Origin of the sequence: Butyricicoccus sp. Marseille-Q5471 (genome assembly GCF_951230135.1) — a bacterium.
Lineage (GTDB): Bacteria > Bacillota > Clostridia > Oscillospirales > Butyricicoccaceae > Agathobaculum.
Genome location: NZ_CATNVC010000009.1, coordinates 62,968 through 88,151 on the forward strand (window position 1 = coordinate 62,968; position 25,184 = coordinate 88,151).

The window sequence follows — 25,184 nt, forward strand, 5'->3', positions numbered from 1 at the left end:
TTGAATCCGACGTTTATTTTCGGCCTTTCGTCGCAAACTAGAAGTAATAGTTTGCAGCGGGAGGTCGATTTTCATATGGAAAAGCAAGCCCGCACCGTGCTCCTCGGGACCGCGGTGCTTTTGTCATGTATGCTCGCTTGGGCGTGGAGCAGCCGTCCGGCGCTGGCTGTACCGGTTCAGGTGACTGGTGCGACAACGCAGGATATTTATAACAGCATATCTGTGCCGGGGACAGTTGAATCAGAGAGCAGTGCGAGCTACACGCCGGATCAGACAGCTGTTGTGCGCGCGGTATTGACAAACGTAGGTGAATCCGTCGAAAAAGGGCAGGCTTTGTTTACTCTGGCGCTGGCGGACGATATGAAGCTGGATGCAAGCAGCCTGCAATCGATGATTGACACGCTTTCCGGTGACAGCGGGAAAACTGTGACCGTAGAAGCAAACGGAACGGTGGCCGCACAGGAAAAAGGCACGGTGTTATCCCTGCCTGCGGTGGGGCAGACCGTGTATCCAGGCGTTGCATGCGCGCAGGTTGCCGATTTGAGCCGTCTGCGGGCACGCGTCAACATTCCGGAATCCTACATCGGACAAGTGGCAAGCGGAATGAACGCCAATGTTACCGCGACCGCTGTACCGGATGAGGTTTACGGCGGTTATGTACAGTCGGTTGCCCCGGTGGCGGTACGTGCGGTAAGCTTAACGGGAGACAAGGGCGCGGCTTCCATCGAAGCGGTGCTTCCGTTGCAAAGCGGGGCGGAAAAGCTGCGCCCCGGCTATACGGTAACGGCTAAAATATTCACGGATAAAAGAAAAGACGCAGTCGTAATTCCGTATGCAGCGGTACGGCAGCAGGGAGAGCAGGAATATGTGTTCGTTGTAGAAAACGGTGTTGCACATCGCCGCGATATCAAAACCGGTTATATGCTTGAAACGGTAACCGAGGTGCGCGAAGGACTGACTGCAAATGATGTGGTGGTCATTTCGCCCGAGGTCGCGCTTGCGGATGACGATTCGGTTGAGGCAACAGCGTGAGGGCGGCTGATTGCCTGCGTCTGGCCTTTGACAACCTGCGGCAGAATCCGCTGCGTACGATGCTCTGTGCACTGTCCGTCGCAGTCGGGACAGGTGCGTTGCTGCTGATTGCGGTTTTGGGTCTCTTTGGCAGGACACAGATTCAAGCGGGACTGCAAACGCTCGGCGTATCGGGTCTGACGGTCTACTTGGATGACCGCAAGGAGGGCGCTGCACTGGATGTGCAGACGGTGACGAAAATGACAGAGGCGTTGCCGCAGATTGCCAGCGCCATGCCGATTAAGGCCAAGACAGGAAGCGTACGTGCCGGACATCGGAGCGGAAATGCAGTTTTTTTAGGCGCCAATCAAAATCTGGGCGATGTGATGCATCTGAAAGTGCTGGAAGGCTCGCTGCTGACCGAACGGCAGGCAGAATACGGAGATAAGGTTGTTGTTCTGGGAGATGAACTGGCGCAAACGCTCTATGGCCGTGAAAACATTGTCGGGCGAACGGTACGGCTGCGGATGGATGGTCAGGACACGTATTATACGGTCATTGGCGTGGTAAAGGAACAGACTGGCGCATTGGGCGGGACGCTTGCAGCAATTGCGCCGCATCTGGTATATATTCCGTATGCCTGTTTGGCAACGCCGCAGGACAATGCAGATCAGGTTTTCGTTCAGTGTGCGTCAGGCACGGAAAACAGCGCGGTCAGTGCGCAGATTACACGGTATTTGACCGATCGGGAAAAAATAGGCGGCACGGTGCGCGTGCAGAATATGTCCGGCGTAATCGATACGGTGCAGCAAATGACGGATTTGTGCACCGCGCTGTTTGTTGCAGTGGGCGCGGTCACACTGGCGGTCGCATTGATTGGCGTGTTGTGCAGCATGCTCGCGGCTACGCACGAGAAAACAGGGGAGATTGGCGTTTATCTGGCGCTTGGTGCACGGCGGCGGGATATTTTACGACTGTTTCTGCTTCAGTCCGTGATGCTGTGCGGCTTTGGCGGCCTGTGCGGCTTGGGGCTTGCGACGGTGCTGCTGCGATTCGGCGCGTCTATGACACTGCAGAGCGGATGGCTCGGCATCGGACTGTTGGCGCTATCCATGCTGTGCGGCGGCGCGGCGGGATTGCTGCCTGCCGTGCGTGCGGCCGGTCTGCGCCCGGTCGACGCGATGCGCAAATAGTCCTTTCCATTTTCGGAGCGGTATGATAAAATAGGAAAAGTATAAAGAGAGAAAGGGCGAATTTCCATGCGTCATATCATCGATCTCGCCGACCTGACCGCCGCCGAGTTTTCCGATTTGTACAAGCTGACTACCAACATCATCGACCGCCCCGAGGGGTATGTAGATGCCTGCCGGGGCAAAGTGCTGGGCAGCTTGTTTTATGAACCCTCCACCCGAACGAATCTGTCCTTTTCGACCGCGATGATGCGGTTGGGCGGCAGTGTTGTAGGCTTTTCCGACCCCAACTCATCCTCCACGGCCAAGGGCGAAACGCTCAAGGATACCATCAGTATGGTATCGAGCTATGCTGATTTGATTGTGATGCGCAATCCGCGTGAGGGAGCTGCGAAGGCGGCATCGCTGTATTCATCGGTTCCGGTCATCAATGCGGGTGACGGAGGACATTTACACCCGACGCAGACGCTGACGGATATGGTCACAATTCTGCGGATGCGCGGCAGTGCGGATAATATGAAAATCGGCCTGTGCGGAGATTTGAAATACGGCCGTACCGTGCATTCGCTGCTCCACTTTCTGGAGCGGTATCACAATGTGCAGATTTATCTGATTGCGCCGGATGCGCTCAAGCTGCCTGACTATATGGTGCATTTTTTGAAAGAGCATCAGATGCCGTTTTGTGAGGTCAGCGCTTTGGATGAAGTGCTGCCTGAGCTAGATGTGCTGTATATGACCCGTATTCAGCGGGAACGCTTTGTTTCCGCACAGGAATATGAAAATCTGGAAGGCAACTATCAGCTGACTGCCGCAAAAATGAAGCGTGCGAAGAAGGACATGTTGGTGCTGCATCCGCTGCCGCGCGTGGATGAGATTGCGCAGGACGTGGATGATGACCCGCGTGCTGTCTACTTTAAGCAGGCGCGGTATGGTATGTTTGGACGCATGGCACTACTGCTGACGCTCTCCAAGCTCAATTTTCAACGTCCTGCAAAGCACGGCATTGGAACGGATGGGGTGAGATGCTCCAATCCGAAGTGTATCACTAAGACCGAGCCGTATCTGCCGCTCGATGTGCCGGTTGGCGCACGTTGTCCTTACTGTGATGCACTCATTGAACTCCGATTATAAAAAGAAATGCCTCTGCCGTTATTGGCAGAGGCGTTTTTTCATTCAGCGGGGGATTCCGACGGGGTTTTGTCGTTGGGCTGATGCTGTCCGCCGCCCATGCCGCTCGTCACCGAAACAGCAATATCATTTTGCGCTTCGACGGTTACGATATCGTCGACGGCAAGGTCGGATAGTGCACCGTCAGAGCTGTTAATCTGATATGTTGTTGCATCACTCACGGTAATGTCAACGGTTTCACCGGTCAGCGTAAGTTGCATTTGGGGTGCTTCGCCCTGAGGTGCGCCTGATTGGACGTCAGACGCTGTGTTGTCCGGCATCTCTGGGGGTGTATCACCGTCGGCAGGCTGATCCGGCGGCGTTTGTCCGTCGGACGGGGCTGCACCATCAGGTGCGCCGGCAGGTTGCTCGGCAAGCGCAAGCGTCAGAACATTGCCGCTAACCGCAGTAATCTGACCAAAAATCCGGTCGTTTTTGCTTTCTGTTTGAGCGGCCGACGAGGCTTGCGTGTTGGTGTCATTGGCGGCCGGTGTTTGATCCGAGCAGGCGGATAACGTTAGCACAGCGGCGAGCAGGAGACTTACAGTGGATGTCAAACGTAAATTCATAATTGTGTTCTCCTTTATCAGTTGCTGAAAATCAGTATGGCATTCCGGTTTGTGGAATGTGTGAACGAAAGAAGAACATTTGATGAACGTTGAGAATTAGGACTGTGCGCAGTGTTCCGGCGGAATGCTGTGCTGCAGCGGCCCGCTGCCATGGCCGAGATCAAGTCCGGCCTGCAGGCAGGCGGTCAGATAATGCTTGGCCAGTTCCACGCTGTGAACCACGGAATGTCCCTGCGCCAGTTGGCAGGCAATGGCGGAGGACAGCGTACACCCCGTGCCGTGCGTATTTGAATTTTCTACGCGCAGCTGGTTAAACCAACGCTCCTGCGTATCGGACAGCAGAAGATCGTCTGCGCTGTCCTGCAAATGACCGCCCTTGATAAGCACGTCACCTGCGGTTTTGAGAGAAAGTGCGTTTGCGGCACGAAGCATATCGGTACGGTTATGAATCGGAAAACCGCAGAACACAGCGGCTTCTGCCAGATTAGGTGTAATCAGCTGTGCCATCGGCAGCAGCTGTTCGGTCATCGCGTCGATTGCGTCAGGGGACAGCAGCCGATGCCCGCTGGTGGATACCATGACAGGATCGAGTACAATATTTGCGGCATGGTGCGCGCGCATGCGGTCGGCTACAACCTCAATGATTTCGGCGGACACTAGCATGCCGAGCTTTACCGCATCCGGGCGAATGTCCTCAAACACGCAGTCAATCTGCCGCGCCACAAAGTCAGGCTCTGTCGGCGCGACACCATAAACGCCTGTGGTATTCTGCGCGGTCAGCGCGGTGATGACGCTCATGCCGTAAAGGCGGTGCGCTTCCACCGTCTTTAAGTCGGCCTGAATTCCTGCTCCGCCGGAGCAGTCTGAGCCCGCAATGGTCAATACAGTTTTCATTCGTCAATCTCCAATCCGGTGCCGTCAAAGGCGGGGATAAAACTCTGCCCGATGGTTCCCTTTTCCTGAAAAAAGCCTGAAAGTCCAAAGTTTGAAAAGAGGGAACAGCCATCGGCATATTCCGCATCTGTAAGGGTGCGGTCAAGTTCGGGCCAGTGTTTCATGTCAAACGGCGTGTACTGCCGCATCAGGCTGACGAGCACCTCGTCGCCCCAGCGTGTCGCAATATCGCGCAGTACCTGCGCGGTATCCCCGCCAAGACCGGGCAACATCAGGTGGCGAATCATTGTGCCGCGCAGCATCAAGCCGTTATCATCGTAGAGCGGACGCCCGGTTTGACGCACCATTTCGCCAATCGCTTCCACGGCGACTTCTCGGTAGTCTGCTGCGTTGGAACATCGCTCGGCATAGTAGCTGCTGTAATACTTATAGTCCGGCAGATAGATGTCAATCCATCCTTCCAGCATACGCAGTGTGTGCACGGATTCATAGCCGCTTGAATTGTAGAGAATGGGGATATGCAATCCCTGCTCTTTGGCAATGCTAAGCGACTCGATGATTTGCGGAACATAGTGCACACCGGTCACAAGGTTAATATTGTGCGCGCCTTGCCGCTGCAGGGAGAGAAAGCTGTGCGCCAGAGCACTTGGTGATAGCATAACTCCCTCGGCCGAAGCGCGGCTGATGGTTCGGTTTTGGCAGTATACACACTGCAGAGAACAGTGCGAGAAAAACACCGTGCCGGAACCCTGTGTGCCGGACAGGGGAGGCTCTTCCCAGCAGTGCAGCGCCGCACGTGCGGCATGGATTTTATCATCAGCACCGCAAAAGCCGCGGCCGCCTTGTGTTCGGTCAACGCCGCAGGCGCGCGGACACAGGGTGCATTGAGACAGTAGATTTATCAATATTTATCACTCCAACAGTTCCATTATAGTAGATTTTTGTCGAGATGGGAAGTGATTTTCTCTCGGTAATATGATATACTAGTAAAAACACTTGAAGGAGTTCAACGATGAAGATTATAGAGATTCTGAAGCAGGACAGACCGACGCTGTCTTTTGAGGTGTTCCCGCCCAAAACGAGCAATGCATATGAATCGGTTGCACACGCAACGCAGGAAATTGCCGCGCTTCGACCGGATTTTATGAGTGTGACCTACGGTGCAGGCGGCGGTACAAGTGAACATACGGTGGGAATCGCGGCAGATCTGCATCAGACCTATGGCGTTGAAAGCCTGGCGCATCTGACTTGCGTATCCTCAACGAAGGAGCATGTTGCGAATATGCTCGGTAAATTTCAGGCCAGAGGGATTCAGAACGTGCTTGCACTGCGCGGCGATATTCCGGAGGGCGGCACGCCGGCCACCGATTATCACTATGCCTGCGAGTTGGTGCGTGATATTAAAAAAATGGGTGATTTCTGTGTTGGCGGCGCATGCTATCCGGAAGGACATGTCGAAGCTGCGAACAAGACAGAGGATATTCGGCATCTGAAAGAAAAAGTCGATGCCGGATGTGAATTCCTAACGACGCAGATGTTTTTTGACAATAACATTCTATACAATTTCCTGTACCGCATTCGCGAGCAGGGGATTACCGTGCCGGTGGTTGCAGGCATTATGCCGGTGACCAACGTCAAGCAGATCAAGCGCATTACGACCATGTCGGGCACGTATCTGCCCCAGCGGTTTAAGGCAATTGTCGACCGCTTTGGCGATAATCCCGATGCGATGAAGCAAGCGGGCGTCATCTATGCGACCGAACAAATCATTGACTTGATTGCCAACGGTGTAAATCATGTTCATATCTATACGATGAACAAGCCGGAAATCGCTGCCGGCATTCAAGCCAGCCTGTCGGAGATTTTAAAATGATTGAGATCGACCGCGGCGAAGTGCGCCGCTATTTGGGATTCAAAAATGGACAGACAGACGAAAGTACCGAAGGCCTCATTGATGCCTGCATTGCAAAACTGAATGAGGAAGCCGTTCCTAAATCGGTTTTTCATGCATTCGATTTGGAAAATCCGGTGGGTAATGTGCTGAAAATCGAAGGGTTATGCATAACCAGTGCGAATTTGGCCAAGAACCTGAAAGGGTGTTCGTGCGTTTACCTGATGGCGGCAACGCTGGGTGTCGGCGTGGACCGCCTGATTGCCCGCGCTTCGGCGACGGAAATGAGCCGTGCGGTCGTCTATCAAGCGGCGGCAGCGGCTATGATCGAGGCATACTGTGATGAGATTAATGAGGCGCTGTGTCGGGAAGCAGGACGGGAAAACTTATATTGTCGCCCGCGCTTTAGCCCGGGTTACGGTGACTTTAACATCAAGCATCAAATGGATTTTGCGCGTCTGCTTGATACGCCGCGCAAGATTGGCCTGACGGTGACCGAAGGTATGGCGCTTGCACCAAGCAAGTCGGTCACTGCAATTATCGGACTGTCGCGTGAAAAGCAGCCTTGCCACATCAAAGGCTGTGAGGTGTGCGACAAAACAAACTGCGCATTTAGGAGATAACAAGATGAATTTATGCGAAAGACTGGGCCGTGAATGGCTGTTTTTCGACGGCGGAACGGGCACTATCCTGCAGGAGCGCGGCCTAAAGGCCGGTGAATTGCCCGAACTTTGGAATTTAACGCACGCAGATGAGATTATTGCACTTAACCGCGCCTATCTGGAGGCGGGGTGTGATATCATTAACACCAACACATTTGGTGCAAATGCGCTTAAATTTACAGAGAACCTGACGGAAATCGTCGAAGCCGCGGTCGAACACGCCAAAGAGGCGCGCCGTCAGGCCAACCGACCGGATGCACGCATCGCGCTCGATATCGGCCCGACCGGAAAACTCCTCAAGCCGATGGGCGATTTGGACTTTGAAAAAGCGGTCGAGCTGTTTGCTCAGGTCGTGCGAATCGGTGCGAAAGCGGGCGCAGATTTGGTGCTGATTGAAACAATGAGCGACAGCTATGAAGCCAAGGCTGCGGTGCTCGCGGCTAAAGAGAACTGCGATTTGCCGGTAATGATTACGCTTATTTTCGATGAAAAGGGCAAAATGCTGACCGGCGGCACCGTGGAATCGACGGTGGCGATGCTGGAAGGACTGCGGGTTGATGCAATTGGTGTCAACTGCGGTATGGGTCCGCGCCAGATGATGCCGATTGTGCGCGAGATGGTGGCATGCAGTTCGCTGCCTGTTATCGTCAACCCGAATGCAGGACTGCCGCGCAGCGTGAACGGAAAAACGGTGTTTGACGTGGAACCTGCGGAGTTTGCAGCGCTGATGCGTGAAATTGCGCAGCTTGGCGTGCAGGCGCTTGGCGGCTGCTGTGGTACGACACCGGAACATATCCGCGCGATGATTGAGGCATGCCGCAGTGTGCCGGTCGCGCCTGTAACCAAAAAACACCGTACGGTTGTTTCCTCGTTTTCGCAGACGGTGGAAATTGGCGGTGCGCCGGTTATTATCGGGGAACGCATCAATCCGACCGGCAAAAGTAAGTTCAAGCAGGCGCTGCGGGACAATAATATTGAGTACATTCTCTCTGAAGGCCTAGTGCAGGAGGACAAGGGTGCGCATATTCTGGATGTAAACGTCGGTCTGCCTGAAATTGATGAGCCTGCCATGATGGAGCGTGTCGTAACCGGATTGCAAAGCATTCTCGCACTGCCGCTGCAAATTGATACCTCGGATGCAGCGGCGATGGAGCGCGGCATGCGCCTTTACAACGGCAAGCCGATGCTGAACTCGGTCAGCGGTAAGGCAGAGAGCATGGAAACCGTATTCCCGCTCGTGCGCAAGTACGGCGGCGTTGTGGTCGGTCTGGCATTGGATGAAACCGGCATTCCAGAGACGGCAGAGGGCCGCGTACAGATTGCCAAAAAGATATATGAAACAGCAGCGACGTATGGTATTCCCAAGGAAGATATCGTCATTGACGCGCTGGCCATGACAATCTCATCGGACAGCCGATCCGCGTTGGTCACGCTCGACACGCTCCGTCGTATTCGAGATGAACTGGGCGGGCATACCATCTTGGGTGTATCGAACATATCGTTTGGCCTGCCGCAGCGCGAGATTATTAATGCCAATTTCTATACGATGGCGATGCAGAACGGACTCTCTTGCGCCATTATCAACCCGAATTCAGAAGCGATGATGCGCTCGTATCAGGCCTTTTTGGCGCTGACGGCGCAGGATGAGCAGTGCGCCGCGTATATTGCAGCTTATGGCGGACAGCAGTCGACCGCACCGGTATCGGCGGCAAAAGCCGCGATGCCACTTGGCGAAAGCATTGAGCGCGGACTCAAGGAACATGCAGTGCAGGCCACCACCGCACGGCTAGAGCAGCTGGCGCCGTTGGAAATCGTCAATAATGAGCTGATTCCCGCATTGGATCGTGTCGGCAAGGGGTTTGAACAGGGCAAGGTGTTTCTCCCGCAGCTGCTGATGAGTGCTGAGGCAGCAAAGGCCGCATTTGAGGTCGTGAAGAGTGCCATGAAGGGTGAAGTGCAGGAGAAGAAAGGGAAAATCATTCTTGCGACCGTCAAGGGCGATATCCATGATATCGGCAAGAATATCGTCAAGGTATTGCTTGAGAATTACAGCTACGAAGTGATTGACCTCGGCAAGGATGTGCCCCCTGAAACAATCGTCGAAACTGCGATTGCACAAGACGTGCGGCTGGTTGGCTTGAGTGCGTTGATGACGACAACGGTTGTGAGCATGGAGGAGACGATCAAGCAGCTTCGTGCACAAAAACCGGACGCGAAAGTGGTTGTCGGTGGTGCGGTTCTGACCCCGGAGTACGCGAGTTCGATTGGTGCGGACTGCTATGCCAAGGACGCGATGGCAACTGTGCATTATGCGCAGCAAACGATTGGATAAACCGTTTCGCGGGCCGATTATTTGAGGAAAATAAGAAGGGACGGAAGCACCTTGGGCGTGCTCCCGTCCCTTTTGAAATTCTAAGTATGTGTAAATTAGTGCATCTGAGCGTGTTACGCCGCGTCGCGGAGTTCCTCCAACGCTTCCTGTCTGTTATCGGCGGAGAACAAAAAACCGCCTTGTGCGTCATAAACCTCGATATGGCCGTTGATATATTCGATAGAGTAGTTCATTTTCTGTTGCTCCTTTCTTGATCTGTACTGAGTATACCAAGAAAGAAGTCCTATAAAACGGACTTAATCTGTCATATCGCGCAGCTGCTTCTGGAATGCAGCGCATACCTCCGGCGGCTCGGTGATGCGAACAGAACCGCCCAGGCCGAACACCCAGGAAAAGAACTGGGGGCTGACTGCAACTGTAACACGGACGGAGAAGTGCTCCGCATCTGTCTTTCGTATCATCAAATCGCTGCCGAAGCGATCTCGAATCACCCCGATAAAGCGATTTTCACAGCAGAGGCATACACTTTTCTCTTCCCCTGAAAACATGCCGAACACCTTGCGGGAATAGTCCGCTACGTTGAATTGCTCCTGAAAGTGCTGCTGCCCTTCGCGGGGGAAATCGGTAAGCGCAATGCGATCCATCTTGTCAACGCGGTAGTGGCGGATTTGATCGGCCATGCTGTCATGTGAGACAAGATAATAGTTTTCGTCATCCCAGGTCAGCGCCCATGGACTGACCATATATCGTTCGCCGTCTCGGCGATATCGTTTTTGCATGTGATGCGGAGAAGAAAAATCAACCACCCACTCAAAATAGCGGAATGTGATTTTTTTACCGCTTGAAATGGCGGCATGCACCTTGTCGATGTTGTAATAGATGCTCTCGTTCATAGTTTTGACGCGGCCGGTGATGTAAACCTGCCGCTGCAAAGTACGCGCCTGAGGCTCGCTTGCAAGAGATTCAACCTTGCGAATCAGTTCACCTGACTTGCGTTCTGTAATAAAACGGGAGCACTGCACGGCATCAACCAGCAGCTTCAGCTCTGGAAGCTCAAATTCTCTGGACGCAATATAATACCCGCCGCCGCGCCCGCGTTGGAGCACAATGTCCAGTCCGTAGTCTTGCAGGGCCGCAATGTCGTCATAGACGCTTTTTCGTTCCGCTTCGATACCGCGGCGGGAGAGAGCAGCGAGAATATCCTCCATTGTCATGCGATGGTCGTCGTCCGTTTTTTCAAGCAGGATATCGCGCAGGTGAAGCAGTTTCAGCTTTTGTCCGGCACCTTTAGCCATGGCGGCCCTCGCTTTCTTCGAGCGCACGCTCGTAAGCGGAGCGGGTGTGGCTGTCAAAACAGACCATGGTCACACGCTCCAGCGTGCGGTATTCAGCAAGACACTGACGAATCGTCGCAACTGCGATTTTTGCCGCGCAGTCAATTGGAAAGCGGTATACACCTGTGCTGATTGATGGAAAGGCAACGGTGCGACAGCCTGCGTGCACAGCAAGCGCTAAACTGCTGCGATAGCAGCCGGCGAGCAGCCGGTCTTCGTCGTGTGCACCGCCTTGCCAGATTGGCCCGGGTGTATGAATCACAAAATGTGCGGGCAGATGATATCCGGCGGTCATTTTGGCCTGTCCGGTTTCGCAGCCGTTTAATCCGCGGCATTCTGCAAGAAGTTCGGGGCCGGCCGCACGGTGGATTGCGCCGTCCACACCGCCGCCGCCGAGCAGCGTTGTGTTGGCCGCGTTGACAATCGCATCAACCTGCATGGTCGTCAGATCGCCTTGCGTGATTTGAAAGCGTTGCATAGTCCATCCTCCTGAAAAGGGAGATTTTATAGAATTATTATAATCCGTCTTGCCAAAAAGTGCAAGTTTGACGGAATGCCGCGTGCATGATAAAATGTAATTATCAACGAAGAAAGGGGAATAGGCTGCATGGAAAAGCCGATGTCGGTCTATGCCGCGGATGCTCCGCGCGTTTTGCGCGACTTTTTGACCTATATTTCGACTATACGCGGAAAATCCGCTAAAACAGCGCATGAGTATTATTTGGATTTGCGCCTTTTTTTTCGTGTGCTCAAGCATAACAAGGGCGGTGTTTCCCGGGAAATACCGATTGAAGAGATCCCAATTGACGATATATCGATTGCGTTTTTGCAGACAATCACGCTGTCTGATGTATATGACTATCTGGAATACATGTCATCCGAACGGCCGAGACAGCAAAACAGCACGGAGACGGAGTATGGCCTCAGCAACAACTCCCGCGCGCGGAAAATTTCCGCGATTCGGGCGTTTTTTCGTTACCTGACGGATAAGGTGCATCTGCTGGAGAGCAATCCGGTCAGCAATTTGGAGTCCCCCACCACAAGGAAATCTTTGCCGCGGTATTTGACGGCGGACGATAGTGTGCGGCTGTTAGAAGCGGTACAGGGTCCGTTTGCGGCGCGCGATTATTGCATATTGACCTTTTTCCTCAATTGTGGCATGCGTGTTTCGGAACTGGTTGGGCTGAATTTGACGGATTTCAAGGATGATACGGTGCGGGTGCTTGGCAAAGGTGACAAGGAACGCACAATTTATCTCAATGATGCTTGCTTTGCGGCGTTGGAGGCATATTTGCCGGAACGACTTAAACCGCATGAGCAGGACAAGAACGCGCTGTTCATCAGCCGCAACCGCAACCGCATTAATGTGCAGACGGTGAAGTGGTTGGTTAAAAAGTACATTGGGCAGGCGGGACTGGATACGCAAAAGTATTCGGCACATAAGCTGCGCCATACTGCGGCGACGCTGATGTATCAAAATGGCGTGGATATTCGCACGCTGCAAAACATTTTAGGTCACACCAGCGTGGACACCACGATGATTTACACGCATATTGAGGACGCAGCGGTTCGTGAAGCGGCAAGCAAAAATCCGCTGGCTGAAATAAGACCGAAAGCCGCCAAAAAGGAAGAGTAACAATTTGAAACAGTAAGAAAGAGAGTCTGCCGAACGGATTGCAATCGTTCGACAGACTCTCTTTTGTTTTTTTTGTTATTTTGTTGTCATTAACAATTCGCCCGCCTTCACGGCAGCCCCTTCGCTAATCAGAATTTCGCTAATGACGCCATCCATACGCGCGACGACGGAGGTCTCCATCTTCATAGCCTCAATGACGGCCACAACCTGATTTTTGCTCACGGTATCCCCTGCCTTGACGCTGATTTTCGATACCATGCCCGGAATCGATGCGCCAATTTGGCTCTTGTCCTCAGGATCTGCCATAATGGTGCGGAGGACAACGGCCTGTGCGCTTTCATCTGGTACGGCGATGTCTCGGCGCATGCCGTTTAACTCAAACAGTACGTTGCGGGTGCCATCATCGTTCAAATCGCCCATGCCACAGTATTTGATAACGAGCGTTTTGCCATCCTCAATGTCTATTTTGTTGGTTTCGCCCAGCGCCATGCCGTTAAAGAATACGTGGCTGCTCATTCGCATGATATAGCCATATTCCTTGCGGTGGCGGCAGAACTCCTCAACCACACGGGGATACAGACACCAAGAGATAACCGTGCGGTCGGATGCTTCCGGATAGAACTTCTGCACCTCCTGCTTTGCCCATGCAAAGTCAATCGGAGGGAGGAGCTCTCCGGGGCGGCAGGTGATAGGCTCTTCTCCTTTGAGAACGATTTTTTGCAAATCCTCCGGGAATCCCCAAGCAGGCTGTCCCATCATTCCCTTAAAGTATGATACCACGGAATCTGGGAAGGTGAGTGCTTCGCCTCGCTCTACGATGTTCTCGGGCGTAAGACGATTTTGCACCATGAAAATTGCCAAATCGCCGACCATCTTAGAGGAGGGTGTGACCTTCACGATGTCCCCGAGCATATCATTGACCGATTTGTACATTTCCTTAACCGATTCAAACTGGTGCCCCAGGCCGAGGCTTTCCACCTGCGCTTTTAAATTGGTATACTGACCGCCGGGCATCTCATAACGGTAAATATCGGTGGAAGGATTCTTGATACTGGATTCGAAGCTCTCATAGCGCAGCCGCACGTCCGCCCAGTAATCGCTCAGATACTGCAGGCTGTGCGGATCAAGACCGGTATCGCGTTCCTGTCCCTGCAGCGCCGCGACAACAGCGTTCATGGACGGCTGGCTGGTCATGGAGCTCATGGAATCGATGGCCACATCGACAATATCGACACCTGCTTCGGCCGCCATCAGCAGTGCGGCGACTTGGTTGCCGGAGGTGTCATGCGTATGCAGATGAATCGGAAGACCGACCTCGTTTTTGAGAGCCGAAACCAGTTTCTTGGCGGCATATGGCTTGAGCAGGCCGGACATATCTTTGATGCACAATGTGTGTGCGCCGCGCTTTTCCAGCTCCTTGGCGAGATTCACATAATATTGCAGTGTGTATTTATCGCGTTTGGGGTCGAGAATGTCGCCGGTGTAACATAGTGTGGCTTCACACAGTTTGCCCTGCTTGAGCACCTCGTCCATGGCGACTTCCATGCCGGGTACCCAGTTGAGTGAGTCGAAGATGCGGAATATATCGATGCCGGTGGTTGCGGCTTCTGCAATAAAGGCACGCACCAAATTGTCGGGATAGTTGGTATAGCCAACGGCGTTTGCGCCGCGCAGCAGCATTTGAAACGGAATGTTGGGAATCTTTTGCCGCAGCAAATCAAGCCGCTCCCACGGGGATTCATGCAGGAAGCGATAGGCGACATCGAACGTTGCGCCGCCCCACATCTCGAGCGAAAAGCAGTCATTCAGAATTTCCGCCGTGCCGGACGCACCGTTCACCATGTCGCGGGTTCGGACGCGTGTCGACAACAGGGATTGATGCGCATCCCGCATAGTGGTATCGGTGATTAACAGCTTTTTCTGCGCGAGCACCCAGTCGCGCACGGCCTCGGGCCCTTGTTGGTCGAGCATCTGCTTTAGACCAATGGCGGGAGTGCCTTTGTGCGGTGGAAAACGGGGAATATCGTACTGTGCGCGGTCGGCCGAACGGTTTTTCATCTGTATTTCCGCGATATAGCGCAGAACCTTTGTCGCGCGGTCGCGGCTGCTCGCAAATTCAAACAGCTCTGGCGTTTCATCAATGAACTTCGTATGACATTGTCCGGCGCGGAAAACCGGGTGATTTAGAATATTTGACACAAAGGGAATGTTCGTTTTGACACCGCGAATGTGCTCCTCGCTAATTGCACGCAAGGCCTTGCGGCAAACGCCCTCAAAGGTGTTGTCCCAAGAGGTGACCTTGACCAGAAGCGAATCGTAGTATGGGGATATGACCGCGCCTGCATAGGCATTTCCGCCATCGAGACGCACGCCAAAGCCGCCGCCCGAGCGATACGCCGTAATCTTGCCGGTATCCGGTGCGAATTGATTGGCCGGATCCTCGGTTGTGACACGGCATTGAATGGCGTAGCCGTTCATCTGCACGTCCTTTTGACTGGCAATGCCAATGACGGGCGTTGATAGAGGATAGCCTTCGGCAATTAGGATTTGGGCGCGCACCAAATCGATGCCGGTGACCTCCTCGGTGACGGTATGCTCGACTTGTATACGGGGATTCATCTCTATGAAGTAATGGTTGCCGTCTTTGTCAACCAGAAACTCAACCGTGCCGGCCGAAATGTAACCCACGTATTTGGCAACCTTGACCGCATCCGCATACAGCTGCTGACGGACAGACTCCGGAACCGACCAAGCGGGAGCGAATTCTACGACTTTTTGATAGCGGCGCTGCAGCGAGCAGTCGCGTTCGAACAAGTGCACGACGTTACCATACTGATCGGCAAGGATTTGAATTTCAATATGTTTGGGTTCGACTAAATATTTCTCGATGAAAATATTCGCATTACCAAAGGCCTTTTTTGCCTCGCTCTCTACAAGTGCAAACGCAGGTTTTACTTCATCCGGCGAATCGCAGCGCCGCATGCCGCGTCCGCCACCGCCGCCGGCCGCTTTCAGGATGATGGGAAAGCCGAAGGAAATCGCTTTTTCAAGCGCTTCCTCAGCGTCTCGCAGCGGGTGCTCCGAGCCGGGAATGGTGGGCACGTCGCAGGCCTTGGCGATGGATTTTGCGGTGAGCTTATCGCCCATTTGATCTAAGATGGTCGAATGCGGCCCGATGAATGTGATGCCCTTTCGCTCACAGGCACGCGCAAAATCAGCATTTTCAGAGAGAAAACCGTATCCGGGATGGATGGCATCCACCCGGCGGCGTTTTGCCAGATCGATAATGGCGTTGATGTCCAAATAAGCGCCGAGAGGACTTTTGTTGTCGCCGATGAGATAGGCTTCATCCGCACGGGTACGGAAGGCGCTGTAGGTATCTTCGTTAGAATAGATTGCGACGGTTTGCAAACCAAGATCATAGCACGCGCGAAATACACGCATTGCAATTTCACCGCGGTTTGCAACGAGCACCTTGTTGAACTTGCAGACTTCCATTTTGGGATTTCCTCCTTTAGGTAGATGATTCGTTGAAAAACATGTAGAAATATGCAGAGGTAAGAATATAAAGCCAAGATTACAATTTGAAATTACTGATTCAATCAATAATCTGATTATATGGAATTTTTACCGCATATGCAAGATTAAAAACATAAAATTGCAAAATAATTTTATGTGCAATTTCCATAAGGAGGATTGAACAAGCAGCAGCGTCAGGGGTAAGTTTGAGAAATATCATTGTGAGATGCACAGAAAATTTGCTTCGATTCTTAGCCACTATTCATATTGCATTCTGAAAAACGAGCCGATACAATGAAGAAAAGTCAAATATCTATAAAGAATCACGTGGATAACGTGCACGTGTGTAAGGGGTGCGTATGAAGCTTTATTTTTTGAATGTAGGATACGGCGAAGCAATTGTTGCGCGCTCCGACAGCGGATATACGGTAGTGATTGACGGCGGGCCGCGCCACACGGCCGAAGCTGAACCGGATGCAATTGCACTGGATGAATTTCTACGTCGCGAATCCTGCAAACGCATTGATTTGGTGATTCTGACGCACATTCACGACGATCATATCAGCGGACTGGTTCCTGTAGTAGAGGGATGGGACGTTGGTGAAATCTGGTGCAATATCACGCCAAACTATGAAATTGCACCGGCTTTGGAGCGATTGCGTCCGCATCTCGGCAAGCGCCCGGGAAGTTTGCTGTTTTGGCGTGCGCTGCAGAGTTATGAGTGCATTCGTACGATAGCACAGCAGCAGGGAATTCCGCTGCGGTCGGTTTGCGGCGGCGAGACGTATCAACTGGGTGGGCTTACACTGACGCTGTATGGAATGCACAGCGATGCGCAGCGGGAAAATCAGCAGCAATTTGAAAGTATGTTAGCTACCTCCGAGCCGGAGGTTTTATTTAAACGATTTGATGAAAGCGATTGCATTTGCAATTCCACCAGCCTTGCATTAACCATTGGAGAGGGGGATTTTCGAGCACTTCTGACAGGAGACAAGGTACACGGTTGGGATATCCTGCGCAGGGAATGCGACCTGCAGGCAGCTGTGCTGAAAATCACACACCACGGGCAGTTGGACGGCATGCCGCAGGATATGTTGGAAGGAGCGGACCCTGAAATTATCGTGACTTGTGTGGATCGAAAAAGAACGTTTTATGGTGGGAATCCGGTGGTATTGGATAGAGCCGCAGCATATTTGCGCACCAAATCGCGAGAACCGCGCATCTTCATGACCGGTGCGCTGCGAGAGCAGGCTCCTTATGGCAGTGTGTTGGAGCTTTCTTGGGACAGGAAAACAAAACGCACAAATTCTCTTGTCAAAACATATGAGTAGCGCCAATGGGAAAACCTGAAACTCGTCAAAATGACGAAAAAAACATCATAAATCTGGAAAGAATGCAACTGGATTTTTAAAGACAGATTGATTAAAATGTAAATCACAAGGAGTGAAAGCGTTTTCATTTTACTTCTATTTTTCCAAGAACCGATGGCAGAGTTAACAATACATCGCTATACTGGAACCTGTCATATGGCAAAGCAAGGCGTGTTACACGCCGGAGGAGGGTATGCAATGAAAGAAAGTACCGGCAGCAAGGCTGCAAAGGGCGTGACACTCGCGATTCTGCTGATTTGGACGTTGTTCCCGATTTACTGGATGTTCTCACTTGCGATACGCAAGGGTGATGAACTGACAGGCGCTCTTTCGTTCCTGCCGCACTCGTTCTCGATGGAGCATTTCATCGACCTGTTTGAGAACAAGGGCTTTGGCACGGCGCTCGTTAACAGTCTGCAGGTCACTTGCATCTCGCTTGCGATTTCGCTGGTGTTCGGCCTGTGCTGTGCGTACATTCTTGCACGTGCCCGATTCCAGTTCAAAATGAAGGGGCCGGAGCTGTTCTGGGTGCTTTTGATTCGCGTGCTACCGCCAATCGCGTTCGCACTGCCGTTGTATATCATGTTTTCCAACGCCGGCATGCTCAGCACCAAGGTACCGATTATTCTGGCGCATTGTCTGATTAATGTACCGTTCATCATCTGGTTCATGATTACATTTTTTGAGAATCTTCCGGTATCGGTTGAGGAAAGCGCGGCGGTCGATGGCGCGACGGAGTCGCAGTTGTTTGGCCGAATCGTGTTGCCGCAGGTACTGCCCGGAATTGCGGCGGTCGGCATTCTTTCCTTCATGACATCGTGGAACGAGTACTTATACGGCGTTATTTTTGTTCAAAGTCCATCCAACTTCACGATTCCGCTGACGCTGGCGACGCTCAATAGCGAACAGGAACTGGCGCAGTGGGGCAACATTGCAGCCGGCGGCATTGTTTCTCTGATACCGATTGCGATTTTCGTGATGATTGCACAGAATTTCTTAATCGCGGGCCTGTCAAACGGCGCGGTAAAGGAATAAATCAGCCTAGAAATTTGGAGAAAAGAAAGGTGAGAATTATGTTCAAGAGAAGTCTAGCGTTATTACTATCCGGTCTGATGCTGACCGGTGCAATGGCAGGCTGTGGCGGCAGCAAGCCTTCCGAGCAGGACACTGGCGCGGCGGGAAGCGACAGCGCACAATCGACGACCGATCCGATCAAGCTGACCATTGCCGCACGCGGCGGTACGCATGTGGACGTCATCAATTCGGTATTGCCTGCATTTGAATCGGAAAACAACTGTAAGGTCGAAGTTCTAGGTTTGGAAGCGGATGATCTGAAGCAAAAGGTTGCGCTGGATTCTAAGAATGCCAAGGGTGCATACGACCTTTGCATGATTGATGATCCGGTCATGCCTGAGTTTTGCGACACCGGTGTATTGCTTGACCTGACTGCGGAGGGGTATAAGGAAGACGCGGATTTCGTCAAGGCATCGCTGGATATTGGCAAATATCCCTATGCTGAGGGTGATGTTTATGCACTGCCGTTCGCAGGCAATGTTACATTGCTGTTCTACAATCAGGACGTGCTGGACTCCGTTGGCGCAAAGGCACCGGACAACTGGACGGATGTGCTGAACATCGCCAAGCAGGTCAACGGCAAGGACGGCAAGGTTGGCTACGTCATTCGCGGTCAGCAGGGCAACCCGATTGTCGGCGATTATATGCCGATTCTGTGGGCGTATGGCGGCGATATTTTTGATAAGGATTGGAATGTAACGGTTGATTCAGCTGAAGCAAAGGCTGCGTTGCAGATGTATATGGATCTGCTGGCCAACGGCGCGAATTACGAAAAGAACGATATCGTTTCTGCCGTTTCGGACGGTAAGGCTGCAATGAGCTTGGGGTGGCCGAGCTGGTACATTTCGGGCGGCGCAGCAACCGCAAGCTATGCCCGTATTCCCGGCAAGGTTGATGCGTCTTCGACAGATCAGCCCTCCGGCGTGATTGGCAACTGGATGATGGGTGTGACCGCAAACACGCAGAATAAGGATTTGGCAATCAAATTGCTGGAATACCTGACCAGCGCCGAGACGCAGAAGTCCGCAGCCGATGTTGGTGCGGTTCCGACCCGTACCAGTGTGTTCCAGGATACGGAGCTTTCTGCGAAGTATCCGTTCTATGCAACGCTGCTGGATGCGACCGAAAACTCCCGCGTTCGTCCGCGCACCCCGCTGTGGAGCCAGATTGAAGAGGCTTACGGTATTGAGCTATCCAACGCAATTGCCGGACAGAAGGATATCGACACCGCGCTCGCTGATGCAAAGGCACAAATCGAGAAGATTGTAAAGTAAACGTAATTTTAGATCCGAGGCGTCCGTCCGTGGCTGTACTGCCGCGGACGGAGATACGCCCGCATACAAACGCGGCGCCTGACGGAACCGAGGTGGAGGATAATATGAAAAAAAGCAATAAGCTATACGCGTATTTGATGAGCTCTCCGGCAATGCTCGTACTTACGGTTCTGAGTATATTTCCGTTGCTGTTTGTGATTTACTACAGCTTTACAGATTACTACTATCTTTCTTCCGGCAAGCCGGCGTTCATCGCTTTGGAAAACTACACCGATTTATTTGCCGATCAGTATTTTCGGCAGGCTCTCTGGAACACCGTAAAATTTACGGTTTTGGCGGTCTTTTTTGAAGTTCTCGTCGGACTGGGCATGGCGGTTCTAATTAACAGCGTAAAGCATCATCAAAAGCTGCTACGGACGGTGACGCTGCTGCCCGATCTGCTGCCCCCAGTCACAGTGGCGCTGATGTGGCAGATTATGTTCTCAAACAACTATGGTCTGTTCAACAACATTCTTGGCCTGTTCGGACTTGATCCGGTTAACTGGCTACAGGATGTAGGTACTGCATTTTATTGCATCCTCGTCATTGATATCTGGCAATATGCGCCGTTTGTATTCCTGCTTCTATATGCTGCACTGCAATCCGTGCCGCAGGATCAATACGAAGCGGCGGCGATTGACGGTGCAAACGCTTGGCAGCGGTTTACGCGCATCACTTTGCCGAGTATTTCAAAAAATATCATCATGGTCGTACTGCTCCGTGTCATCGACACCTTCCGACTGTTCGATAAGGTCAATATCCTGACCAAGGGCGGTCCGGCAAACTCTACGGCTACCATCACACAGTACATTTATCAGTATGTTGTAAAGCGCAACCAAATCGGCTACGGCTCTGCCGCAACGGTCATTATGACTGTGATTGTACTGATTTTAGCATGCGGTTATATTCGAGAGAATTTCCGCAAGAATTCTGCACAAAAGGGTTGATATCAGCCTTGCAAACCCGATGAGAAAGGCGGTTGCTCATGGCAGCTACGATTGATGACGTCGCAAAACTCGCAGGCTGTTCTATTACAACGGTCTCGCGTGTTTACAGTGTGCCGGATAAGGTGCGTCCGGCAACGCGCGAGCGCATTCTGCATGCGGCAGAGGTGCTGCAGTACTCGCCGAATGCGATTGCACGGGCAATGGCGCGGCAAAAGAACAACAGCATTGCATTTGTAGTGGATGAAAAACATTATCCCATTATGCAGAATCCGTTTTATTCCGAAATTGCCGAAGCAGTGCAGCAGGAGGCGGAGAGCAGGGGATATAACGTTTATATCACCTCGACCGGCGCATCTTCACAGGCGTCTGACCTTTTTATGCGAAAGCGCATGGATGGCGTTGTTCTTGCGGGGCAAGCGGATCAGGCCTTGCTGGCCCGCCTGCATACGCAGGGCATGCCGATTGTGTTGGTAAACAACCGGATTGACCTGACCGATGTACCCTCCATCACTTCGAACGACTACAGCGGAACGGTGTTGGCCATTGAACATCTCATTGACAAGGGGCATAAGCGAATTGGTCTGCTTGCGGGAAATTTGTTCCGATATGTCTCGGCGAGCCGTAAGCAAGCGTACACAGATACGATGATACGGAATGGCTTGACGATAGATGAACGATATGTTTGCTCTGTTGAAGCTACGCAGGAAGCGGCACGGCTTTGCACCGAGCAATTGCTTGATTTGACGGATTCGCCAACGGCGCTATTTTGTATGAACGACCGAATCGCAATCGGCGCAATGAAAGCCGCGCTGCGGCGTGGACTTCGTGTGCCGGACGATCTTGCGGTTGTTGGTTATGACGGGAGTAGCATTTGCACGGTGATTGAACCGGAACTGACCACGGTGTGCGTGAATACGGAAGCAATGGGTCGGCAAAGTGCAAAAATGCTGATTAAGCTGATTGAGGGAAAAACGCCGAAGGAAATGCAAATTGTTTTGCAACCCAGACTGATTGTGCGGGGTTCCACATAAAATATCAAATACCCGCCTGCCCCATGTCAAGAACAACAGGGGAGTCGGTAAAAATGAATGTGAAATTGCCGTTGCCTTAGGGTAACGGTGATTTTTTTATGCAGGAACGCCAGCAACGGATTTGGCAGCGCATACCCCGCTTTTAGTTCATAAAAATATCCTCCTAAAGCTGAAATGGATGGTTCCATGGTCAACTTTAGGAGGACTATATTAGTTTTAGCGGATATTTTAACGTGTTTCAGCAACTGCGTTTATCGGGACAGTGGTCAGCGTAATGCGCGAAGAGGGAATGCTCTGGCGTGACATATAGGAGCACAGCCATGCGGTGATATCCGGCGTTGTCTTGCTGTGACGCAAACGTACCACAAGGGAAGCAGTGTCCGCAGTGAAGCGCTGCACGGTAGCGGAATACGCATCTCCAGCGGTTCCTTCGGCATCTCCCGTGTCAAACGTCGAATCCCACAGGCGATACCCCTCGGCAATGAGTCGGTCACGTTGCGCACGGGTTAATTGACCGCAGCCGTCCGCATTAGAAACGATGCGGGTGCTGACACCGGTCAGAAAAGACAGCTTTTCATTCGCGGCGGTTAGTGCGGTAGCCATGTTATCCGGCGTGGTATCTGTGGTGCTGTAAAGCAGCAGAGCCGGGGTGTGACCCTCCGCAACAATGCGGCGAATCAGATCATCATCCCATGTGCCGGTATCTGTCGGGAGAAAAAAGGTTGCCGTACGGCCGGCATTTTTGAGTACGTCCAAGGTTGCCGCGGTGTGCTCTGTGGTAGGCCCAAAGAAGGTTAGGTACACAAGAGATGGTTTTTGCGTGGGTTTTTCCTCAACAACGGGCGGCTTTTCGGGCTCATCCGGCTGCGGTTTTGTCGGCTGCACCGACGTGCCGGGATTGGACGGGGATGTATTGCCATAATAGCCATTTACCGCACTGTCGATTTCGCCGGAAGCACTGTTGGCGAAGGAAGAGTCCGACTGTGCACCGCCGTCCGTGATGCGCAGCACCGTCTCCCCGGAAGCGGTAAAGGTGGAGTATGTATAACCGAGTTTGCCGCATACCAGCTTGACCGGCACGTAGATTGTGCTGTTGCGTTCATAAGCGGGGGTGGAATAGCTGTTAAGATTTTGATCGTACACATAACCCTCGGCCAGCGAGAACGTTAGGGTTTCGCCGCCGCCGGACATGCTCAACGTATCGTCTGCATAGGAACTGGATGCTCCGAGCGAGCCGAACACCCCATAGGGTACATACAGCTCACCGCCAAGGCGGGCGGGCATGGTGCTGTCCGATAGAGGAAGCAGCGTATCGTTGACTGCAGTCAGTGTCAGAGCGCCGGCCGAGATTGGAAAAATCATCAGCAGCAACGTCGCACACAGCAGTGCAGACAGCAGGCGGGATGGTCTTCGATTCATGGATTGCGCTCCTTTCCGCGTATATTTCTAAAATATTATATCAAATTCCGAACGCTTTGTCACCTTCTTATACAAAAACAACTTGCTTTATCTAGCAAAAGTGCTATAATTAAAAGCGAAAATATCTGATATAGAAAGAGTGATCACCATGCTGCAGATCAAGACCCAGCTTACCACAGAAAAAAAGCCCAAGCCAGACGAAAACAATCTCGGCTTCGGCATTCATTATACCGATCATATGCTGATTGTCGACCACGACGAGGAGCAGGGTTGGCACGATGCGCGCATTGTACCCTATGCGCCGCTGTCGCTCGATCCTGCGGCTATGGTGCTACATTATGCAATGGAGTCCTTTGAGGGACTCAAGGCCTATCGTACGCCGGATGGCTCAATTCAGCTTTTTCGTCCCGACAAGAACGCTGAGCGTATGATCAACACGAACCGCCGTATGTGCTTGCCGGCTCTTCCGGTTGAGGACTTCGTGCAGGCGGTTAAGACCTTGGTCAAGGTAGAGGAGGATTGGGTTCCGCATGCGGAGGGGACCAGCCTGTACATCCGTCCCTTCGTCATTGCAACAGAGCCGCATCTGGGTGTTCGTCCGTCCAAGACACATCAGTTTATTATTGTTTGCTCGCCTGTCGGCGCATATTATTCGACCGGCATCAATCCGGTTAAGATTTTTGTTGAGGATGAGTACACCCGCGCTTGTCCGGGCGGCACCGGCTTTACCAAGTGCGGCGGCAACTATGCAGCATCGCTGATTTCTCAGGTAAAGGCGCATGATCTCGGCTATGAGCAGACGCTGTGGCTGGATGGTGTTGAGCACAAGTATGTCGAGGAAGTCGGTTCGATGAACTGCTTCTTTAAGATTGACGGCACAGTGTACACCGCGCCGACCGTGGGCACGGTTCTGCCGGGTGTTACCCGCATGAGCTGTATCGACCTGCTCAAGCACTGGGGTGTTCCGGTGTCGGAAGAGCGACTGCCGATTGCGGATGTCATGCAGGCTTCCGAGGACGGAAAATTGGAAGAGGTGTTCGGTACAGGTACGGCGGCGGTTATTTCACCGGTGGGTGAACTGCGATACGAAGAGCAGGTTGCTTACATCAACGACGGCAAGATCGGTGAGATTACACATAAGCTGTATGATACGCTGACCGGCGTTCAGTGGGGCAAGCTTCCCGATGAGCTGGGTTGGACCGTTAAAGTCAACTAAAAGAAGAACTGCCCTGTGCGTTGCACGGGGCAGTTTTGCGCTATAAAAGCGTCAATTGGTTTTCTGCCAGATTGATAACAGTAAGATTGCTTGCCTGTGCCATGCGCACGGTTTGCGCAGTACCACCCGGACGGCCGTCAAAATAGCAGATTAAACGGGAAGATGCATCAACCATAAAACGGTTACGCTCCGCATAGCAGCCGGTATGGTAGCCGCGTGACAGAATGAGTACCTGATCGGCATGTAGAAGAACGTGGTTGAATGTGGCTTTCCAGTCGGCAGAGAAGTGATCGGCCTGTGCATCAAATGGAATCGCACACAGCAGCTTCAAGCTGTGTTTCTCCCGTGCGCGCAGCACGGCCTGTGCCGCCCATAAATCAAACCCGGTGGACATCCCTGTGAAAAAGCGAAGAATGCCTTGAGCTACCGCGTCTGCAATTGCTTCATCTAATCGCTGCGTGAGCAGGGAAAGGGCAGCGGTGTCCTCCGCCGGAAAGGGCATTTTTTCAGCGCGGTAACCGGTAAAGCAGCAGGTGATTGGTCGTAGGTCTTGCATGTCACACCTCAAATACGAACGTTTGTTCCTTTTATCCAGTATACTCCAGTCCT

The 25,184-nt window shown here is 52.6% G+C and carries 21 protein-coding genes; 13 read left to right on the top strand and 8 right to left on the bottom strand.

The annotated features are described in order from the left end of the window. Positions 1-75 precede the first annotated feature (75 nt). From QOX26_RS10440 to pyrB, 3 genes are all read left to right on the top strand, one after another. Positions 76-1,032 carry an efflux RND transporter periplasmic adaptor subunit gene (locus QOX26_RS10440; protein WP_283674921.1) on the top strand — a complete coding sequence of 319 codons (957 nt, stop codon included), beginning with the start codon at positions 76-78 and terminating at the stop codon, positions 1,030-1,032. Next, on the top strand, positions 1,029-2,204 hold the full coding sequence (locus tag QOX26_RS10445; RefSeq protein WP_283674922.1) for an ABC transporter permease: 1,176 nt from the start codon (positions 1,029-1,031) through the stop codon (positions 2,202-2,204). Before QOX26_RS10440 ends, QOX26_RS10445 begins: the two co-directional genes overlap by 4 nt. A gap of 66 nt (positions 2,205-2,270) precedes the next feature. Beyond that, a complete protein-coding gene (gene pyrB / locus QOX26_RS10450) occupies positions 2,271-3,332 on the top strand; it encodes an aspartate carbamoyltransferase (RefSeq protein WP_283674923.1) in 1,062 nt (353 codons plus the stop codon). A 38-nt stretch (positions 3,333-3,370) separates the two neighbouring features. On the opposite strand, the gene QOX26_RS10455 is transcribed toward pyrB, so the two are convergent. From QOX26_RS10455 to QOX26_RS10465, 3 genes are all read right to left on the bottom strand, one after another. Further along, complete coding sequence (locus QOX26_RS10455) at positions 3,371-3,937, bottom strand: hypothetical protein (RefSeq protein ID WP_283674924.1); 567 nt, start codon at positions 3,935-3,937, stop codon at positions 3,371-3,373. 96 nt (positions 3,938-4,033) lie between these two features. Further along, positions 4,034-4,831 carry a bifunctional hydroxymethylpyrimidine kinase/phosphomethylpyrimidine kinase gene (gene thiD, locus QOX26_RS10460; protein ID WP_283674925.1) on the bottom strand — a complete coding sequence of 266 codons (798 nt, stop codon included), beginning with the start codon at positions 4,829-4,831 and terminating at the stop codon, positions 4,034-4,036. Then, on the bottom strand, positions 4,828-5,736 hold the full coding sequence (locus tag QOX26_RS10465) for a radical SAM protein (RefSeq protein WP_283674926.1): 909 nt from the start codon (positions 5,734-5,736) through the stop codon (positions 4,828-4,830). Before QOX26_RS10465 ends, thiD begins: the two co-directional genes overlap by 4 nt. Positions 5,737-5,843: 107 nt before the next feature. On the opposite strand from QOX26_RS10465, the gene metF reads away from it, so the two are divergent. The 3 genes from metF to QOX26_RS10480 are packed head-to-tail and all read left to right on the top strand — an operon-like array spanning position 5,844 to position 9,716. Then, the gene (metF, locus tag QOX26_RS10470) at positions 5,844-6,704 is read left to right on the top strand and encodes a methylenetetrahydrofolate reductase [NAD(P)H] (protein ID WP_283674927.1); all 861 of its coding nucleotides are present in this window, start codon (positions 5,844-5,846) and stop codon (positions 6,702-6,704) included. Then, positions 6,701-7,345: a vitamin B12 dependent-methionine synthase activation domain-containing protein gene (locus QOX26_RS10475; RefSeq protein WP_283674928.1), complete on the top strand. Its 645-nt coding sequence runs from the start codon at positions 6,701-6,703 to the stop codon at positions 7,343-7,345. The genes metF and QOX26_RS10475 overlap by 4 nt, the downstream gene beginning before the upstream one ends. A gap of 4 nt (positions 7,346-7,349) precedes the next feature. Next, positions 7,350-9,716, top strand: coding sequence for a homocysteine S-methyltransferase family protein (locus QOX26_RS10480; RefSeq protein WP_283674929.1), 2,367 nt, complete (start codon positions 7,350-7,352; stop codon positions 9,714-9,716). A gap of 296 nt (positions 9,717-10,012) precedes the next feature. On the opposite strand, the gene QOX26_RS10485 is transcribed toward QOX26_RS10480, so the two are convergent. Further along, the gene (locus QOX26_RS10485; RefSeq protein WP_283674930.1) at positions 10,013-11,011 is read right to left on the bottom strand and encodes a helix-turn-helix transcriptional regulator; all 999 of its coding nucleotides are present in this window, start codon (positions 11,009-11,011) and stop codon (positions 10,013-10,015) included. Beyond that, positions 11,004-11,528, bottom strand: a complete 525-nt coding sequence (locus QOX26_RS10490) for an O-acetyl-ADP-ribose deacetylase (RefSeq protein ID WP_283674931.1) — start codon at positions 11,526-11,528, stop codon at positions 11,004-11,006. Before QOX26_RS10490 ends, QOX26_RS10485 begins: the two co-directional genes overlap by 8 nt. 129 nt (positions 11,529-11,657) lie before the next feature. Here QOX26_RS10490 and QOX26_RS10495 point away from each other — a divergent pair, with 129 nt between their 5' ends. Beyond that, positions 11,658-12,686: a tyrosine recombinase XerC gene (locus QOX26_RS10495; RefSeq protein ID WP_283674932.1), complete on the top strand. Its 1,029-nt coding sequence runs from the start codon at positions 11,658-11,660 to the stop codon at positions 12,684-12,686. A 75-nt stretch (positions 12,687-12,761) separates the two neighbouring features. Here QOX26_RS10495 and QOX26_RS10500 read toward each other — a convergent pair whose 3' ends face one another. Beyond that, positions 12,762-16,184 (bottom strand): pyruvate carboxylase, encoded by a 3,423-nt coding sequence (locus QOX26_RS10500; RefSeq protein WP_283674933.1) that lies wholly within the window; start codon positions 16,182-16,184, stop codon positions 12,762-12,764. Positions 16,185-16,564: 380 nt separating this feature from the next. On the opposite strand from QOX26_RS10500, the gene QOX26_RS10505 reads away from it, so the two are divergent. From QOX26_RS10505 to QOX26_RS10525, 5 genes are all read left to right on the top strand, one after another. Beyond that, positions 16,565-17,536 carry a ComEC/Rec2 family competence protein gene (locus tag QOX26_RS10505; protein ID WP_283674934.1) on the top strand — a complete coding sequence of 324 codons (972 nt, stop codon included), beginning with the start codon at positions 16,565-16,567 and terminating at the stop codon, positions 17,534-17,536. Between the two features lie 237 nt (positions 17,537-17,773). Beyond that, complete coding sequence (locus QOX26_RS10510) at positions 17,774-18,610, top strand: carbohydrate ABC transporter permease (protein ID WP_283674935.1); 837 nt, start codon at positions 17,774-17,776, stop codon at positions 18,608-18,610. Between the two features lie 38 nt (positions 18,611-18,648). Then, the gene (locus tag QOX26_RS10515; RefSeq protein WP_283674936.1) at positions 18,649-19,923 is read left to right on the top strand and encodes an ABC transporter substrate-binding protein; all 1,275 of its coding nucleotides are present in this window, start codon (positions 18,649-18,651) and stop codon (positions 19,921-19,923) included. A gap of 104 nt (positions 19,924-20,027) precedes the next feature. Continuing rightward, positions 20,028-20,909 (top strand): carbohydrate ABC transporter permease, encoded by an 882-nt coding sequence (locus QOX26_RS10520; RefSeq protein WP_283674937.1) that lies wholly within the window; start codon positions 20,028-20,030, stop codon positions 20,907-20,909. A 38-nt stretch (positions 20,910-20,947) separates the two neighbouring features. After that, the gene (locus QOX26_RS10525) at positions 20,948-21,940 is read left to right on the top strand and encodes a LacI family DNA-binding transcriptional regulator (protein WP_283674938.1); all 993 of its coding nucleotides are present in this window, start codon (positions 20,948-20,950) and stop codon (positions 21,938-21,940) included. A gap of 228 nt (positions 21,941-22,168) precedes the next feature. On the opposite strand, the gene QOX26_RS10530 is transcribed toward QOX26_RS10525, so the two are convergent. Continuing rightward, positions 22,169-23,359 carry a polysaccharide deacetylase family protein gene (locus QOX26_RS10530; protein ID WP_283674939.1) on the bottom strand — a complete coding sequence of 397 codons (1,191 nt, stop codon included), beginning with the start codon at positions 23,357-23,359 and terminating at the stop codon, positions 22,169-22,171. 148 nt (positions 23,360-23,507) lie between these two features. Here QOX26_RS10530 and QOX26_RS10535 point away from each other — a divergent pair, with 148 nt between their 5' ends. Beyond that, complete coding sequence (locus QOX26_RS10535) at positions 23,508-24,575, top strand: branched-chain amino acid aminotransferase (protein ID WP_283674940.1); 1,068 nt, start codon at positions 23,508-23,510, stop codon at positions 24,573-24,575. A gap of 40 nt (positions 24,576-24,615) precedes the next feature. On the opposite strand, the gene QOX26_RS10540 is transcribed toward QOX26_RS10535, so the two are convergent. After that, a complete protein-coding gene (locus QOX26_RS10540) occupies positions 24,616-25,131 on the bottom strand; it encodes an SLOG family protein (protein ID WP_283674941.1) in 516 nt (171 codons plus the stop codon). Positions 25,132-25,184 lie beyond the last annotated feature (53 nt).